The sequence below is a fragment of the uncultured Algimonas sp. genome, from assembly GCF_947498175.1.
Lineage (GTDB): Bacteria > Pseudomonadota > Alphaproteobacteria > Caulobacterales > Maricaulaceae > Litorimonas.
Map to the genome: position 1 here is coordinate 121,541 of NZ_CANMJB010000001.1, position 17,399 is coordinate 138,939.

Consider the following 17,399-nt stretch of genomic DNA (forward strand, 5'->3'; position numbering starts at 1 on the left):
GACCCGGCTTACGCCGCGTAGGGCTTGTGCAGCCCGACCGGAGATGTCGTGAAGATCTCGCAGCCGGTTTCGGTGATGCCGATCGAATGCTCGAACTGGGCGGTCAGTTTGCGGTCCCGCGTGACGGCCGTCCAGCCGTCAGACAGGATCTTGACGCTCGGACGACCCAGATTGACCATGGGTTCGATGGTGAAGAACATGCCCGTGCGCAACTCTTCGCCTTCGCCCGGGCGTCCGTAGTGCAGGATGTTCGGGCTGTCGTGGAACAGCTGCCCCAAACCGTGCCCGCAGAAATCCTCGACGATGGAATAGCGTTCGTTTTCCGCGAAACTCTGGATCGCGTGCCCGATGTCGCCCGTCCTGTTGCCCGGCTTTGCAGCGGCGATGCCGAGCATGAGCGCATCATAGGTCACATCCATTAATCGTTCCGCCCGGCGGTTCGGCTGCCCGGCCGCATACATGCGCGACGTATCCCCATGCCAACCGTCGACGATGACGGTGACGTCGATGTTCAGAATATCGCCGTCCTTGAGTGGTTTGTCACCTGGAATGCCGTGACAGACGACATGATTGATCGAGGTGCAGAGCGAATGCTTGTACCCGCGATAACCCAGCGTGGCGGGCAGGGCGCCGTGATCGAGGACGAAGATTCGGGCCGCATCGTCCAAAGCCCCGGTCGTGACGCCGGGCTGCACCATAGGCGCCAGATGATCGAGGCATTCCGCCGCAAGCCGCCCGGCATTGCGCATGCCTTCGAAACCGGCAGAGCCATGTAGCTTGATCGCGCCGTCACGCAAAGCGGGTGCATCGGTAGCGTCGATGTAGTTCATCGGCCGCTTATAACAGAGGCGGATTTACACGGCTAGTGACCTCTGCCGCAACATACGATGAGGTGCGGAAAACGTGCGTATACGCAAGTGATGCAAAAACATCACACTCTTACACAAACGTAACACTTAGGTCCAAGTCATTGCGTCGGTGCCTTGAAGTCTGGCGAGTTTGTAATATTCGATGGTCAAAGCAGTTTCAGTACGCTGCAGACAAAAACCAAATGAAAGTGCTGTCGAACTTGAAGGGAAATCAAATGCCAAAAAGCATAAAGGAGCGCCTGCTCCTATCCGGCGTGGCCGTTAGTCTCGTTGCGTCGATGGTATCAATGCCTGCCTACGCACAGGTCGACGATGAAATCGTCCCAACTCCGGCTGAGGAAGAACGTATCGAAGAGCTGCTTGACGATGAAGTCATCGTCACCGGTTCACGTATTGCCCGAACTGTTGGCGACGCTCCAATTCCGTTGATTTCCTTGTCGCAAGAACAACTCTTCGAATCTGGCTTCATCGATCTAGCTGATTTTCTTTCGGATACGCCCGCGTTGCAGGGGTCACAAGTTCCGGATGATACGACTGGTGCTACGCTCAACGCAGCAGGATTGTCGCTTTTGAACTTGCGTCAGCTTGGCACAAACCGAACGCTAACACTTGTGGACGGCCAGCGTCAGGTTGCCAGCGTGAGCGGCACTTCGGCGGTTGATATCAGTACGATTCCTCAAATTGCCATTGAGCGGACGGAAGTCGCAACAGGTGGGGCATCCGCCATCTACGGTGCCGATGCGGTCTCAGGTGTTGTGAACTTCATCTTGGTAGATGATTTCGAAGGTGTTGAACTGGATGGCACTTATCAAGAAGACCGTAATGGTTTCAACGACTCATTCCGTCTTTCCGGCATGGTTGGCGGTAATTTCGATGATGATCGAGGCAACGCATTCATAGCGGTTGAGCTTCGCAATGCTGACGAGTTGGTGCAGAGTGACGTCGATTTTTACAAGCCCAATGCTGCACTAATTCGCATAGACAGTGATACTGACAACCCTGAAGGTGTTTCTATTCCAGATGGTCAGCCTAATTTTGGTCTGTTTACCAATGCTACTTTGGACATCATCAATAATGCGGGTGTGGTAAATGCTTTCGGGCCAAATGGAATCTCTCCGACCGGTAACTTTTTCACATTTAATTCTTCTGGGCAGGCCATTCCGTTTCTGCAAGGCACGGATCCACGTACGGGCGCGCTGATTGGTTCGAGTGCCACACTGATTGGCGGTGATGGGCCAGGTGTTGATACAGGCCTTATAGCATCGCTGACGCCGTCTTCCGAAGTCACGAACCTTATGAGCAAGATCAGCTATGAGCTGACTCCGTCTGTCGAGTTGTTCGTTGACGGGCGGTATTCGCATACAAGTGCGCAAACCTCCTTCCAACCTAGCTTCTTTTCAGGTGCGCCGAACTTCATCGGCCAGCCTGGAACGGCGGATGATCCTCGCCAGTTGGGCGCGCAAAGGTTCGGTGTCACGCCATTTACGGCAATTGACAATGCATTCCTTGATCCTGCTGCTGTAACGGCAATCAACGGCAATCTGGGCGTTGCAAGCGTGCAGCGTTTTCAAGGTGAATTCAATCGCTCGCAGGATGCGACTCGCGAGCTGTTCCGTGTGGTCGGGGGGCTTCGGGGTGAGATCGATTCTCTCGTCGACAGTGATGATATATGGCAATGGGAGGTTTCCGGAAATTTTGGCCGCACTCTCGCCACCAATAGACAGCTCAACGTTCGATTGAACGATTCTTTCTTCGCAGGGGCCGACGCTATCCGTATCAACCAAGCTGATATTGATAGAATTGCTGCCGCAGGGGGCACTTCAGGATTTAGTGTCGGGGACGTGGTTTGCCGTGTGCAATATCTGCAAGCCGTTGGTCTCCCGGCATCTGTACCAGGTGTTGGCAATATATCTCAGCAGGTGATCGATGGATGCGTGCCATTTTCAGTATTTGGCGAAAACCAGATCAACGGTGATGCGCTCGAATACGTTCAGGCCAATCTTAACGATCGCTTCGAGCAGGAGCAGGTTGTATTCAATGCCAGTCTGAATGGCCCGCTCGGTGATTTCTGGGGTGCGGGAGATATGTTCTTCGTCGCCGGTGCTGAATATCGCGAAGAAAGATCCGAAACGAACCCTGATGAGTTGGCTCTTGAGAGAGACACTTTTGCAAACGTCATACAACCCACGGCGGGTAAGTTCAGTGTGACGGAGGTCTTTGGTGAACTAGAAATTCCAATCCTTACTGAAACCCCGTTTGCTGAGCAATTGACCGTGGCTGGAGCGGCGAGATATTCGGACTACACTACGATTGGTGAGACTTTCACATGGAGCGCACGCGGCGAGTGGGAGCCCATAACCGATCTTCGATTCAGTGGTGGTTTTGCGAGATCTGTTCGAGCGCCCAATATTGGCGAGCTCTTTCAAGCTCCAGCTCAGACCTTCTTTCAGATACTAGATCCCTGCGACTCGGTTTCATCCGTACCTAATGCAGACGATCCAACGGTTCGGGCTGCTAATTGTGCAGCGGCTGGAATTGCAGCTGACTTCATTGATCCCAATCCTAATATCTCCAATTCGGGATTTAACGGAGGTAATCCCGACCTTATCGAAGAGACATCGGATACGTATTTCTTCGGTGTAAGCTGGCGTCCGAGTTTCGAACCGGACTTCGTCATCGATCTTGATTATTTTAACATCGATATTGAGGATGCCACCACGACTCTGGGTGCTCAAACTGTCGTCAACAACTGTTACGATAGTGCAAATGGCATTGATAATGCCTTCTGCGCAGCTTTTGAGCGCGATCCTGCAAACGGAAATGAGATCGCCAACATAAACGTTGCGCCGATCAATGCTGCATTCTTTGCAACGGAGGGGATTGATTTTGAGGCTTTGTATCGCAAAGACTTGTCTGATATTTTCGGTGCGTCTGCGAGCGACTACGGCTCCTTGACGCTCCGTTTGCAAGGCACGCATCTGATCAACTTCGATACGCAGCCTGACCCGCTCGATGATACCACGTTCGATACCGACGAAGGTGAAATCGGCTTTCCCGAGTGGCGGTTCAACACACGTTTGGCTTGGGATATCGGGCGCTTTGGTCTGACATACCGTGTTGATTGGCAGTCGTCGCAGAACGTGTTCGATGAACAAAATCCTGATATCAGAGATGCTGCTGGTGCTGACATACCCAGCGAGTTCTTGAAAACCGGATCGTTCGACCAACATGATCTAACAGGCACATTCGAACTGGGCGAAGGTGTCGTGCTACGAGGTGGCGTCATCAACATTTTTGACAACGATCCGCCTCTTTATGCTGTTAACAACATCTTCGACATCTTTGGTCGTCGGATGTTCATCGGTTTCAACGCAAAGTTCTAAAGCTAATTCATAGCTTTTAAGCCGCCCCTCTGGGGCGGCTTTTGTGTATGAAGAAGACTTATGTGCCGCGCTGATTCCGCGGTTGGCATTCGCATCGGGTTTTGCTAGGCCGCGCGCGGATGTGAGAGGTTTGGAAATGTTTCGGACCTCGATGATCGATCGGATCTTTCTTCCGGTCCTTTATAGCGGACATTGCACACTTGACTTCCGAAGATGTTATCACGGGCGAAGCCCCAGCGCGTTACGCCGAGGCGCTGATCGACCTAGCCGAAAGAGCCAAGTCGCTGTCGCGCGTGCAAAGGGATCTCGCTTTCGTTGGACAGGCGTTCAAGGACAGTGACGATCTCTGCCGTTTAGTCGACAGCCCTGTCTTCGCGACCGAAGACAAGGTGTCGGCCCTGACGGCCATCGCCGAAAAGGTCGGCGTCAGTCCTTTGACGCAACAGTTTGTCGGTACGGTCGCGGCGAATCGCCGGTCTGCCGATCTGCCGGCGATTATCAGCGCCTTCAACGAGCTGGTCGCCTTGAGGCGGGGCAGCCAGGTCGCGCGCGTGACGTCTGCCGCGAAGCTGACGCAAGCGCAGCTGACAGAGCTACAATCGCAATTGAAAACCGAGACCGGCCAGACCGTCGAAATCGAGACGGCGATCGATCCCGACCTGCTCGGCGGTTTCGTCGTCAAGCTCGGCTCGCGCCTTTACGACGCGTCTCTCAAGACCAAACTCGAGGACCTGCGCCTCGCTCTCAAACACGCGTAACCGACGCGGTTTCGCATTCTGATTTCCGGCGATGGCCGGCCTTACGACAAGGACTTCTTCGATGGACATTCGCGCCGCTGAAATTTCCACAATCCTGAAACAGCAGATCAAGGACTTCGGCAAGGAGGCCAAGGTCTCCGATGTCGGACAGGTGCTGAGCGTCGGCGACGGCATCGCCCGGGTCTATGGTCTCGACAATGTCAGCGCCGGCGAAATGGTCGAGTTTCCGGGCGGCATCAAGGGCATGGCCCTGAACTTGGAGAGCGACAATGTCGGCGTCGTGATTTTCGGCGACGACCGTTCCATCAAGGAAGGCGACCAGGTCCGGCGTCTCGGCGAAATCGTGGACGTGCCGGTCGGCAAGGGCCTGCTCGGCCGGGTGGTCGACCCGCTCGGCAATCCGATCGACGGCAAGGGCCCGATCGAAGCGACGGAGCGCCGCCGCGTCGACGTCAAGGCGCCCGGCATCATTCCGCGCAAATCCGTGCATGAGCCGGTGCAGACCGGCATCAAGGCGATCGACGCATTGATCCCGATCGGCCGCGGCCAACGCGAACTTATCATCGGCGACCGCCAGACCGGCAAGACCGCCGTGGCGATCGATGCGATCCTGAACCAGAAGGCGGCATTCGACGAGGACCGCGAAAGCGACAAGCTCTACTGCATCTATGTCGTCGTCGGACAGAAGCGGTCGACCGTGGCGCAACTCGTCAAGACGCTCGAGGAAAACGGCGCGATGGACTATTCCATCGTCGTCGCCGCCACGGCGTCCGAGCCGGCCCCGCTGCTTTATCTCGCGCCGTTCTCCGGCTGTGCCATGGGCGAATATTTCCGCGACAACGGCATGCATGCGCTGATCGTCTATGACGATCTGTCCAAACAGGCCGTGGCCTATCGCCAGATGTCCCTGCTGCTGCGCCGCCCGCCGGGTCGCGAAGCCTATCCGGGCGACGTGTTCTACCTCCATTCCCGTCTGCTGGAACGTGCGGCCAAGATGGACGAGCCCTATGGCGGCGGTTCGCTGACGGCCTTGCCGATCATCGAAACGCAAGGCAACGACGTGTCGGCCTTCATCCCGACCAACGTCATCTCGATCACGGACGGGCAGATCTTCCTCGAAACCGACCTGTTCTTCCAGGGTATCCGTCCGGCGCTCAATGTCGGCCTGTCGGTGTCCCGCGTCGGGTCTGCCGCGCAGATCAAGGCGATGAAACAGGTGGCCGGTCCCATCAAGGGCGAACTGGCGCAGTACCGCGAAATGGCGGCCTTCGCGCAGTTCGGTTCCGACCTCGACGCCTCGACGCAAGCCCTTCTGGCACGCGGCGACCGCCTGACGGAACTGCTCAAACAGCCGCAATTCTCGCCGCTTCAGGTCGAGGAGCAGGTGGTCGTGCTTTACGCCGGAACGCGTGGTTATCTCGCCAATGTCGCCGTCGGCGATGTGCAGGACTACGAGGCGAAGCTGCTTCACCATCTGCGCACCGACCAGACGGCTCTACTGTCGGACATTGGGACGCAGAAGAAGTTGACCGACGAGATCGAAGCCAAGGTGAAGGATGTGCTCGACGCTTTCACCAAGAGCTACACCGCAGGTTAATCGATGGCTTCTCTCAAAGAGCTCAAGAACCGGATTTCCAGCGTCAAGAACACGCAGAAGATCACGCGCGCCATGCAGATGGTCGCGGCCGCGAAATTGCGCAAGGCGCAGGAAGCGGCGGAGAATGCCCGCCCCTATGCCGAGCGTATCCGCGGCGTGATCGCCAATCTGGCCGACTCCATGGGCGAGGGAGGCGGTGACGCCCCGAAGCTTCTGACCGGAACCGGCTCGGACGAGACGGTTCTGCTGATCGTTGCGACAGCCGATCGCGGGCTGTGCGGCGGGTTCAACACCAATATCGTCCGCCGCGCCCGTGAAGAGATCGTTGCGCAGGAGCGCGCCGGCAAGTCGGTGAAGCTCTATGTAATCGGCAAGAAAGGCCATGATCAGCTTAATCGGCTCTATGGCGACCAGATCGTGAAATACATCTCGCTGAAGGAAGAGCGGACGTTGCATGCCGGGATCGCCAAGGGCATCGGCGAGGACGTGACGTCCATGTTCGACGCTGGCGAATTCGACATCGCCAAGCTGGTCTTCGCCAAGTTCCGCAACGTCATGGAGCAGGATCCGGTCGCTCAGACGATCATTCCCGCCAACGCCTCGATCGACGCGACCGAGGCCGGTGCTTCCGCTCCGGATCTCGGCGGTGCGATCTATACCTACGAGCCGGACGAGGCGGGCATTTTGGAAGTCCTGCTGCCGCGTTCCATCAATACGCAGATCTACTCCGCCCTGCTGGAAAACCAGGCAGGCGAAATGGGCTCCAAGATGACGGCCATGGACAATGCCACGCGCAATGCCGGCGAGATGATCGACGACCTGACGCTGACGTTCAACCGGACGCGCCAGGCGAAGATCACCTCCGAACTCATTGAAATCATTTCAGGCGCGGAAGCGCTCTAACGTACGTAGCTGACAGGAACACCCGATGGCGACTGCACCCAAGAAAACGGCGGCGAAGAAGGCTCCCGCCAAGAAACCCGCGGCTAAGAAAGCTCCGGCCAAGAAGCGTGCGACCAAGAAAGTCGCCAACACCAACATAGAAGCGACCGGCAAGATCAGCCAGGTCATCGGCGCCGTCGTCGATGTCGAATTCGAGGGCGATCTGCCGGAAATCCAGAATGCGCTGGAAACCGACAATCAGGGCTCGCGCCTCGTGCTCGAAGTGGCACAGCATCTCGGCCAGAACACGGTCCGCACCATTGCCATGGACGCGACTGAAGGTCTGGTCCGAGGGCAGGCCGTGACCGACACCGGATCGCCCATCACCGTGCCGGTCGGTCCGGAAACGCTGGGCCGCATTATGAACGTGATCGGCGAGCCGATCGATGAACGCGGCCCGATTTCTGCGAAAACGAAAGCCTCCATCCACAGGCAGGCCCCGCCTTTCGTGGACCAGGCGACGGAAACGGAAGTGCTGGCCACCGGCATCAAGGTCATCGACTTGCTCTGTCCCTATGCCAAGGGCGGCAAGATCGGCCTGTTCGGCGGTGCGGGGGTCGGCAAGACGGTTCTGATCCAGGAATTGATCAACAACATCGCCAAGCTGTTCGGCGGCTATTCGGTCTTCGCCGGGGTCGGCGAACGGACCCGCGAAGGCAACGACCTCTACCACGAAATGCAGGAAGCCGGCGTGATCGATCTCGACGGCGAATCGCGCGTGACCCTGGTCTACGGCCAGATGAACGAACCCCCCGGAGCCCGCGCCCGCGTTGCCCTGACGGGTCTGAGCCAGGCCGAATATTTCCGCGACGAGGAAGGCAAGGACGTCCTCTTCTTCGTGGACAACATCTTCCGCTTCACCCAGGCGGGTTCCGAAGTGTCCGCCTTGCTGGGCCGCATCCCGTCCGCCGTGGGCTACCAGCCGACGCTGGCGACCGAGATGGGTCAGATGCAGGAACGGATCACGTCGACGCACAAGGGCTCGATCACCTCGATCCAGGCCGTCTACGTGCCGGCCGATGATCTGACCGACCCGGCTCCCGCGACCTCCTTCGCTCACCTGGACGCGACGACCGTTCTGAACCGCGCGATCTCGGAGAAGGGCATCTACCCGGCCGTGGATCCGCTCGATTCGACGTCTCGGATCCTCGAACCCCGCATCGTCGGCGAGGAGCACTACCAGGTCGCCCGCCGGGTCCAGGAGATCCTGCAGCGTTACAAGTCGCTCCAGGACATCATCGCCATTCTCGGGATGGACGAGCTGTCCGAAGAGGACAAGATGACGGTCGCGCGCGCGCGCAAGATCGAAAAGTTCCTGTCCCAGCCTTTCGACGTGGCCGAAGTCTTCACCGGCTCTCCAGGGATCCAGGTGCCGCTGGAAGAGACGATCCGTTCCTTCAAGGGTGTCGTGGACGGCGACTACGATCATCTGCCGGAACAGGCCTTCTACATGGTCGGCAGCATCGACGACGTGATCGAGAAGGCGGCCAAGATGGCTGCCGACGCGGCGTAGAGGCCAGCCGCCATGGCTGACAAGCTCAACGTCTCTCTCGTCTCGCCGGAGCGGGAATTGTTTTCGGGGCAGGTCGACCAGGTCGATCTGCCGGGGACCGAAGGCAATATGGGTATCCTGCCCGACCACGCGCCGCTCATGGCGGCGCTCTCGACCGGGGCGATCACGCTCTATGATGGCGGCAAGGAAGAGAAGTTCTTTGTCCAGGGCGGCTTTGCCGACGTGACACCCGCCGGACTTACCATTCTGGCCGAACGGGCCCTGCCGCTGCGCGACATGACGCGCGACGACCTTAGCGCGGAAATCGAAAAGGCGAAGGCGGACCTGGACGCGCTGGGCGATGAAGGCGCGCTTGCCGCGCGCCAGAATATCGACGGCCTCGAAATGCTGTTCGACCTGGTCTGAGCTTCGATCACCGTCTTTTTGGAATGGCGGCTTCCGGGCCGCTTTTTTCTTGTCTGTCGTCAGACTGTCTCGCGGGTCGCGCCCGGTCGCTTGCATCCGTCGCGATGATGAACGTTGCGAATGAAATGACGGCGAGCCCGGCGGCGAGCAGGAACGGCGAACCCGGCAGATAGAAGGCCGACGTCTCCGGGTCGGCGAAGACGTAGAACACCCAGGTCAGGACCAGCGGGCCGATCATGAGGGCCAGCCCTTGCGCGGCGCCGAGTGCGCCTTGCAACTCGCCCTGTTCGCTATCGGAGACGCGCACGCTCATCATGTTCGTCAGGGCCGGGCCGTAGAACCCGGCCAGGGCGGCGAACGGTCCGGCCGCATAGACGATCCAGCCCTGGGTCGCGTTGCCGAGAATGAAATAGGCGAGCACCGCACTAACCATGCCGATCAGGCCGGACCAATAGACACCCAGCCTGGGTATGGCGATCCGGATCAGGTAGCCCTGCACGAACAGGCTGGCGAGGCCGAAGGCGCCGAGCGAATTGCCGACATCCTTCGGCGTCCAGCCAAGCGCTTCCTGCGTCGAAAGCGTGTAGGTGCTGGGATAGACCGTGTGGGCCAGCGCCAGCAGGAAATAGACGAAGATCAAGCCTTTAACGCCGGTGATCCGGCCCAGGCTCCTGAGCGAACCGACCGGATTGGATCGGGCGAGATCGAAAGCCCGGCGCTTTTCCGGCTTGTGCGTCTCGGGCAGGACGACGAGGCCGTAGACGAAGTTCGCCGCACAGATAGCGGCGGCGGCGAAGAACGGCACGCGCGGCCCGAACTCGCCCAGCCATCCGCCGAGCACGGGACCGAGGATGAAGCCCACGCCGAACACGGCGCCGACCAGGCCGAAGTTCTGCGCTCGCGTTTCCGGAGGGCTGACATCGGCGATATAGGCATTGGCCGTCGAGAAGGTCGCGCCGAACGCACCCGATATGGCGCGGCCGAGATAGAGGATGGCCACGGTCGGCGCGAGCGCCATGAGAAGATAGTCCAGCGCCAACGCCCCGACCGAGACGAGCATGACCGGCCGTCGCCCGAATGCATCGGACAGGCCGCCCGCGACCGGCATGCACACGAACTGCATGACGGCGAACACGAAGGTCATGCCGCCCAGATGCAAGGCGGCCTGGTTGTTGCCGAGACCTGTCAGGGATTTGATGAGATCGGGCAGGACCGGGATCATGATCCCGAAGCCGATCGAATTGATCGCGACCGTGATCAGGACGAAGATCAGAGCGTGGCGGTCCCGGAAGGAGGAGGTCATGGGACGGCCTTAACCGGTTTCAATCCGCGGCGAACCGTTCGAATTCGCGCGCCAGCCGTTCATAAACCCCCCGCTTGAACGGGATGACCTTGCCCGGCGTCTTGTGCAGCTTCGCCCATTTCCATTCCGAAAACTCCTGCGTGCCGTGGGCCGTCAGGTCGAAATCCGTTTTGGCGCCGTGATAGCGGTAGGCGAACCAAAGCTGGCGCTGCCCGGCATAGCGCTGGCCCTTCTTCGGTGCGACGCCCGCCGGATAGTCGTAGGTCAGCCAGTCCTCGATCCGGCCCAAGGGCGAGAGATGCGCAATGGTGATGCCGGTTTCTTCCCACAATTCCCGCAAGGCGCCGAACTCCGGGCTCTCACCGGCGTCCAGACCGCCTTGCGGGAACTGCCAACTATGCGGTCCGCTCTCGCCGTAGCGCCGTCCGAGCCAGACTCGGCCCTTCGCGTTGAAAAGGCAGACGCCGACACAGGGCCGGTAACGCTTGATGTCGGATTTCATTCCGGGAGCGCTGCCGTGGCGGGGACGAGGACGAGACCGTCGTCGGATAATGTCGCGGCCCACCCTTGGACGGCGTCGAGCGTCTGCGGATAGGCGAAGCCGACTCCGACGACCCCGGTGTCCGTCGCTGCGGCGTCGGACAACCGGTTCAGTCGCGCATCGATTATGCGGCGGCTCGGCGCGGGATCGATGATCCCGTGACCCTGACGAAAAGGCAGCTTCGCCGATTGGGCCAGGGCGGACAGGGACGGCGTCTCGAATGATCCATCGGTGAAAAAGGCCAACCCGGATGCGGCAAGCTCCGCCAAAACGGGCGCGGCCGCGTCGGTTCGTGTCAGGAAGGCCTCGCCCTGATAATGCGTGACGCCGGCATAGCCCTGGGCGGACGCCAGGAGCGCATGCAGTGTCCGCCGGTTGCGTTCGGCGTCGGTATCGGTGCGGAGCGTTCTGTCCGCCTCAGTGGCGGACGGATCGAAGCCTGTGCCTGCCATCGGGATCTCCAGCAGGACTTCGTGACCCCGTGCGCGCGCCTTGCCGACCCAATCCTGCAGATCCGGCGCTTGCGGCGCAAAGGACAGGGTGACGGCGGCAGGCAGGTCCCGGATGGCCCGCTCCGTCAACTCCGCATTGATGCCCAGCCCGCCGACGATGAGCGAGACGGGGCGGCGGTCGTCGAGATCGGGAACGGCCGCTCGGTAGGCGGCCAGCGGTGTGAGGCCCTGGGCGTTCGGGCCCGGTATCGGTCCGGATGCGCTTTGGCGTGTCAGGGATGCATCCAGCGGCGGTGCCTCCAAATCGGGTTCGGGGAGTGTGATGACTCGGGGTTTATCAGGCGTGGCAATCCCTGGTTTCGTCTCCCGCACCATCGCCTCCGTTGGGTTGTCCCCGACGGGAACGGTGTCGGCGAGCAGGTCGGGCAGGCGGTCCGCGCTGGCGTCCAAGGGGGAAGGGCGCTGCCCAGCGGGAAGCGTGGCGATCGCCACGGCGCCGTGCGGTTCGGCGTCCGCCCCGTCGCCCACGAGGCGCGCCAGCAGGAAAGGCAGGGCGGCGACGACAGCCAACAGGCCAAGCGACAGGGCGAGGTGGTGGCGGCGTCTGGGCAGGCGGGGCGATTGGCGCCGCCGATGCGCAGCAGCCCTCGCGGTCGGTTTGTCCGGACTCATGCGGGCTTCTTGTGCCGGACCGCAGCGCTAGTCGAGATCGGATTGCGCGTCGAGGAGCTCGGCATAGCGCGGCGATTTCAGGATGCGCACCGCCGTGGCGAGCTGGAAGTCCTCGTCGCGCGGGAAATTCTCCGGCGGAAAGAGGACGTCGTCATACTTTTCCTCGTAATCCGTCTCGTCCAGATTGATCAGGGCGTTCGGCAGGCTGTCTTCCCGGAACCGGCGGCGCAGCTCCCCGTCATCGTCCAGGGCGGAGACGAGCAGGTCCGGCATGATGCCGCGGCCCTGGATGCTCTTGCCGGACGGCGTGTAATATTTCTGCGTCGTCAGGCGCAGCGCGCCTTTCTCGCCGGGCAGGGGCGTGACGGACTGGACCGAGCCCTTGCCGAAGGTGCGGCGACCCACGACGATGGCGCGTCCGCGGTCCTGCAGCGATCCGGCGAGGATTTCGGCGGCGCTGGCCGATCCGGGCGAGACGAGCACGACGATCGGCACACCGGCGAGGGTCTCGCCGTCTTCGGCATGATAGCGTTCCGTGTCGCGGTCGTCGCGACCGCGGACCGACAGCACTTCGCCGCCGTCCAGGAACAGGCCGGAGATGGAGACGGACTGCGTGAGGAGCCCGCCGCGATTGCCGCGGAGATCGATGATCAGGCCCGGAATCTCGCCGCCCAGCTCACCTTGCAAGATCTCCAGCGCCCGGACCATGTCGCCGGTCAGGCGGTCATTGTTGAAGCTTTCGATCACCACATAGGCCAGCCCGTCCTCGACACGGTGTCGCAAGGCGCGGCCACGCACCTGTTGGCGGATGACCGTGACCACGCGTGTCACACCGTTGGGCGACTGGACGGTGACATCGACCGGATCTCCGGCCAGTCCGCGAATGCCCTCGACCGCGTCGTCCAGATCCTGGTCGCGGATCGACACGCCTTCGACGGCGGTGATGAAATCGCCCGTCCGGATGCCGGCGGCATAGGCCGGACCCTCTTCGAGCGCATAGGTGATCTTGATCAGCCCGTCTTCCATCAGGACTTCGATGCCCAGCCCGCCATATTCGCGCCGCGCGGCCTCGCGCTGCTCGGAGAAGTCGGTGGGGGGCACATAGGCCGAATGCGGATCGAGCTTGGACAAGGCGCCGTTCAGCGCCCCTTCGATCAGTGCGCGCGTTTCCACCGGTTCGACATATTCGCGCTCCACGATGGTCATGATGTCGGCCATGACCTGCATCTTGTCGTAGGACGGCGCGTCGGGGCCCTCGGGCGGCGCGGCATGCGACTGGCCCGAAGCCAGCGCAAGACCGCCCATCAGCGATGCGATGATCCCCCGTCCGAGCGGCACTAGTCGGACAATTCCGCGAGCCGCTGCGGATATTCGCCCGATTTGATCAGGGCGATGGCGCGCTGCAGCTGGTAATCTTCCTGGATATCGAAATCAACCGGCGGATAGTCGATCACGGCGTCCGCCGGCACTTCCGCACCCTCTTCGGGGGCCGTCTCGCTGGCGTCTTGCGCATCGTCCACGGGATTTTCGTTTTCGATGGCATTGGGCAGGTCGCGCTCGCTCATGCGCGAATGGTCCTCGCCGTCATCGGGAAAGGAGGAGACGAACAGGTCCGGGTCGATGCCCGTGGCCTGGATCGACCGGCCGTCCGGCGTGTAATAGCGCTGGGTCGTCAGGCGCAGTGCGCCGTCGCGTCCGCCGCGCAACGGGATGAGCGACTGGACCGATCCCTTGCCGAAACTGGTCATGCCCAGAACGATGCCGCGGTCGTGATCCTGTATCGCGCCCGCCACGATCTCGGATGCCGACGCCGACGCCTCGTCGATCAGCACGACGACCGGCACCCCACGCAGCAGTTCGCCCGGCTCGGCATCGTAGTTCTGCTGGTCGGCCCCGTCGCGTCCGCGTGTGGAGACAACTTTGTCGCCGTCCAGAAAGTAGGAGGAAATCTTGATGGACTGGTCCAGCAATCCGCCGGGATTGGTCCGCAGGTCCAGCACGAGGCCGGGCAGGCGGCCATTCACCTGGCGGCGCAATTCCGTCACCGCGCCTTCGAAGCCCGGCGCAGCCTTTTCGTTGAACTGGCTGATCCGGATATAGGGCACCCCGTTCTTGATCTCGTGGGTCACGACTTCGCGGTCCACTTCGCGGCGCACCAGCGTGATGTCCTTCTGGTCTTCGTCCATGCGGGCGATGGTCAGCGTGACGCTGTCGCCGGCCTTGCCGCGTATCGTGTTGACCGCTTCGGTCAAAGACAGGCCCAGAACGGTTTTTCCATCGATTTCAATGATATAGTCGCCGGACTTGATCCCGGCCTCCTTGGCGGGAGAGCCGTCGATCGGGGCGACGACCTTGACGTAGCCGTCTTCCTGAGTGACCTCCATCCCGACGCCGACATAGCGGCCCGTGGTCTGTTCCTGCAGGCGGCGGAAATCTTCCGGATTGACGTAGGAGCTGTGTGGGTCGAGCGATTGCAGCATGCCGTTGATGGCATCCTCGATCAGCTCGCCGTCCTCGACCTCGACGACATAGTCGCTGCGCACGCGCGCCATGACGTCGGCGAACAGGTCCAGCTGCTCGAACGTATCGGTGTAGGAAGGTTTCTCGACCGCGAGCGCCGCCTGGTTGGCCGTGGAGACCGCGAACAGGCTGACGGCGGCAACCGTGCCCACGAGCGGCAATACATATTTCATCGGGCGTCTCCTTGCGAAATCATTGCCTATCGCCGCGACGGACGCGTTTCCAGTCAAATTGCTGCGATTTATGGTCCGACTTACAGACGTTTAACCTCGTCCGCCCATCCAGGGCTCCGGGTCGATGGGCCGCCCGTCGCGGCGGAGTTCCAGATAGAGGTCCGTGCGGCCCGACGTTTCGGGCATGCGCCCGATCGGCTCGCCCCGCTTCACCACCTCGTTCAAACCCACATAGGGTTGGCCCAAGCCCGTCAGTGCCATGTAATGCGTATCGTCCAGATTGATGATCACGATGTAGCCCAGATCCATGCGGGGGGTCGGACTGACGAACTCCACGCGTCCCGCATAGGGGGCGAGGACCTGTCCGCCGCCCCGGGCCGAATAGGTCTGGCCTTCCGCCCCGCGCCCGAAGCCCTTCGTCAGCGAGCCCGTGACGGGCCGGACGACGCCGCCCTTGGCTTCGGCGAAGCGCACCGTGCCGGGCGGCAGGACGACCGGTTCGTCCGGCCGGACGCCCGGCTTGATTCGCGGCGTGATGTCATCGGGAATGGCTGCGACGCGTTCCAGCAATTCGCGCAAGGTTTCGGCTTCGCTGGCCAGCCGCACCGCCTCGGCGCGCGCCTTGTCCTCGTCGGACTGGATCGAGGCCTGCAGCGCCTCCTTCTGCGCGACGAGCGCTTCCGTCTGGGCGCGGCGGCGGCGCAACTCTTCGGTGTTGGCGTCGAGTTCGGCCTGTTGCGCCTGCGCTTCGGCGCGGCTTTCGGACACGCGTGCCGCCAGGGCGACCGTCTGCTCCGCCCGGAGCCGCAATTCGCGCGACAATATGTCGATCATGGTCGCGGCCTGCGCCGTGCGCACGGCGTCGTCCGGATCGGCGATCGCCGCGGCGCTGGGCGCCATCTGAAGGCGCTGCAACGCGGCAAGCAGTTGCTGCGTTTCCATGCGGGTCTCGGCCAGCTCGGCTTCCAGCCGGTCCAGCGTCTGCGTCGCCTCGGCGACGCGCTCGCTGATCCGCAGGCTTTCGCGCTCGAAGGCGCGGGTCTGTTCGACATCCCGGGCGAGCGCGGCCTTCAGCTCCGCAATCTCGCGGCCGACCGTTTCGCGTTCGGTTTTCAGACGGGCTTCGGTCTCGCGCGCTTCGGACTCGGCCTGTGTCAGCGCGTCCAGGTCTTCGGCCTGCTGGGCGGCGACCGGACCGGCAAGGCCCAGTAGGATGAGAAGGAAAACGACGAGGCGCATGGGTGCTCTTCCGCAGGAAGGCATCGTTCGTCAATGCCTGGCGTGGTCGGAGTTCAGTCGCGGTGATAGGGCGTTCCGGCGAGGATCGTCAGGGCGCGGTAGATCTGCTCGGCCAGCATGACCCGCACGAGCTTGTGCGGCCAAGTCTGTGATCCGAAAGAGATTTTGCGTATGCCTGAGGGCAGGGCGGCCGGGTCGAACCCGTCCGCCCCGCCGATCAGGAAGACGGATGACGGCCGGCCCTCGTCGCGCAGCCGGACGAGCGCGTCCGACAATTGGCGCGAGGTGAGCGACTTGCCGCGCTCGTCCAGGACGAAGACGGCCGCATCACGCGGCACGCCGCCGACGATTTTCTCGGTTTCGTCGGCGCGCGATCGGCACTTGCCCAGATCGACGCTGTGTTCCTCGACATCGAGGAAACCGAGGCCTCGCGCCAACCCTCTGGCGCGGCCGAGATAGTCATCGACGAGATCGCGTTCCGGGCCGGTGCGCAGGGCACCGCCCGCGCGAAGAACCAGCCTCACTCCCTTGATTCGTTGGGAGTTGATTCGTCAGGGGAGCGTTCCGCCACGCCGCGCAAGCCGTCGGGCAGCGGGACGGACCAGATCTTCTCCAGATTGTAGAAGACGCGAACTTCCGGGCGGAAGATGTGCAGGATCACATCGCCGCCGTCGATCAGGACCCAGTCCTGGCCGTCCTGGCCTTCCGTGCCGATATCCTTGAACCCGGCCTGTTTCAGGCCGCGCAACACATAGTCGGACAGGGCGCCGACGTGACGGTTCGACCGCCCGGACGCGACGATCATGTAGTCGGCGACGGAGGATTTGCCGCGAATGTCGATTTCCAGAATGTCCTGGGCGGAATTGTCGTCCAGGATCTCCTGGACGTAGCGGGACAAAGCTTGGGCGTCGTCATGGAGCGCGTCGGCTTCGGGTGTCCCGGCATTGATGAAAGGGGCGTGAGCGAGAGCGTCGGACAGGGTCGGTCTCCTTTGGTCCGGGGTGAGGGCTTTTGGCGTCGTTAGCATACTCA

The 17,399-nt window shown here is 61.5% G+C and carries 15 protein-coding genes; 6 read left to right on the plus strand and 9 right to left on the minus strand.

The genetic code is table 11. The features are described 5' to 3' along the window. Positions 1-8 precede the first annotated feature (8 nt). On the minus strand, positions 9-830 hold the full coding sequence (gene map, locus Q0718_RS00635) for a type I methionyl aminopeptidase (RefSeq protein WP_298911893.1): 822 nt from the start codon (positions 828-830) through the stop codon (positions 9-11). Positions 831-1,051: 221 nt separating this feature from the next. Here map and Q0718_RS00640 point away from each other — a divergent pair, with 221 nt between their 5' ends. From Q0718_RS00640 to Q0718_RS00665, 6 genes are all read left to right on the plus strand, one after another. After that, a complete protein-coding gene (locus tag Q0718_RS00640; protein ID WP_298911895.1) occupies positions 1,052-4,252 on the plus strand; it encodes a TonB-dependent receptor in 3,201 nt (1,066 codons plus the stop codon). Positions 4,253-4,452: 200 nt separating this feature from the next. Continuing rightward, the gene (locus Q0718_RS00645) at positions 4,453-5,010 is read left to right on the plus strand and encodes a F0F1 ATP synthase subunit delta (protein WP_298911898.1); all 558 of its coding nucleotides are present in this window, start codon (positions 4,453-4,455) and stop codon (positions 5,008-5,010) included. Positions 5,011-5,071: 61 nt separating this feature from the next. Next, positions 5,072-6,607, plus strand: coding sequence for a F0F1 ATP synthase subunit alpha (atpA, locus tag Q0718_RS00650; RefSeq protein ID WP_298911919.1), 1,536 nt, complete (start codon positions 5,072-5,074; stop codon positions 6,605-6,607). A gap of 3 nt (positions 6,608-6,610) precedes the next feature. Beyond that, entirely contained in the window at positions 6,611-7,510 is a 900-nt protein-coding gene (locus Q0718_RS00655; protein ID WP_298911923.1) for a F0F1 ATP synthase subunit gamma, read from the plus strand. Positions 7,511-7,535: 25 nt separating this feature from the next. Further along, entirely contained in the window at positions 7,536-9,062 is a 1,527-nt protein-coding gene (atpD, locus tag Q0718_RS00660) for a F0F1 ATP synthase subunit beta (protein ID WP_298911925.1), read from the plus strand. A 12-nt stretch (positions 9,063-9,074) separates the two neighbouring features. Further along, positions 9,075-9,467 carry an ATP synthase F1 subunit epsilon gene (locus tag Q0718_RS00665; RefSeq protein ID WP_298911928.1) on the plus strand — a complete coding sequence of 131 codons (393 nt, stop codon included), beginning with the start codon at positions 9,075-9,077 and terminating at the stop codon, positions 9,465-9,467. 7 nt (positions 9,468-9,474) lie between these two features. On the opposite strand, the gene Q0718_RS00670 is transcribed toward Q0718_RS00665, so the two are convergent. The 8 genes from Q0718_RS00670 to rsfS form a co-directional block, all read right to left on the minus strand. Beyond that, positions 9,475-10,770 carry a TCR/Tet family MFS transporter gene (locus Q0718_RS00670; RefSeq protein ID WP_298911931.1) on the minus strand — a complete coding sequence of 432 codons (1,296 nt, stop codon included), beginning with the start codon at positions 10,768-10,770 and terminating at the stop codon, positions 9,475-9,477. A 19-nt stretch (positions 10,771-10,789) separates the two neighbouring features. Further along, a complete protein-coding gene (locus Q0718_RS00675) occupies positions 10,790-11,272 on the minus strand; it encodes an RNA pyrophosphohydrolase (RefSeq protein WP_298911933.1) in 483 nt (160 codons plus the stop codon). Then, positions 11,269-12,435, minus strand: a complete 1,167-nt coding sequence (locus Q0718_RS00680) for a divergent polysaccharide deacetylase family protein (RefSeq protein ID WP_298911935.1) — start codon at positions 12,433-12,435, stop codon at positions 11,269-11,271. The genes Q0718_RS00675 and Q0718_RS00680 overlap by 4 nt, the downstream gene beginning before the upstream one ends. A 27-nt stretch (positions 12,436-12,462) precedes the next feature. Then, entirely contained in the window at positions 12,463-13,773 is a 1,311-nt protein-coding gene (locus tag Q0718_RS00685) for a S41 family peptidase (protein ID WP_298911938.1), read from the minus strand. Further along, the gene (locus Q0718_RS00690; protein ID WP_298911941.1) at positions 13,773-15,128 is read right to left on the minus strand and encodes a S41 family peptidase; all 1,356 of its coding nucleotides are present in this window, start codon (positions 15,126-15,128) and stop codon (positions 13,773-13,775) included. The genes Q0718_RS00685 and Q0718_RS00690 overlap by 1 nt, the downstream gene beginning before the upstream one ends. Before the next feature lie 90 nt (positions 15,129-15,218). After that, the gene (locus tag Q0718_RS00695) at positions 15,219-16,367 is read right to left on the minus strand and encodes a peptidoglycan DD-metalloendopeptidase family protein (protein WP_298911944.1); all 1,149 of its coding nucleotides are present in this window, start codon (positions 16,365-16,367) and stop codon (positions 15,219-15,221) included. 53 nt (positions 16,368-16,420) lie between these two features. After that, positions 16,421-16,891 (minus strand): 23S rRNA (pseudouridine(1915)-N(3))-methyltransferase RlmH, encoded by a 471-nt coding sequence (locus tag Q0718_RS00700; RefSeq protein ID WP_298911947.1) that lies wholly within the window; start codon positions 16,889-16,891, stop codon positions 16,421-16,423. Beyond that, complete coding sequence (gene rsfS, locus Q0718_RS00705; RefSeq protein ID WP_298911949.1) at positions 16,888-17,394, minus strand: ribosome silencing factor; 507 nt, start codon at positions 17,392-17,394, stop codon at positions 16,888-16,890. Before rsfS ends, Q0718_RS00700 begins: the two co-directional genes overlap by 4 nt. Between the last annotated feature and the right edge of the window lie 5 nt (positions 17,395-17,399).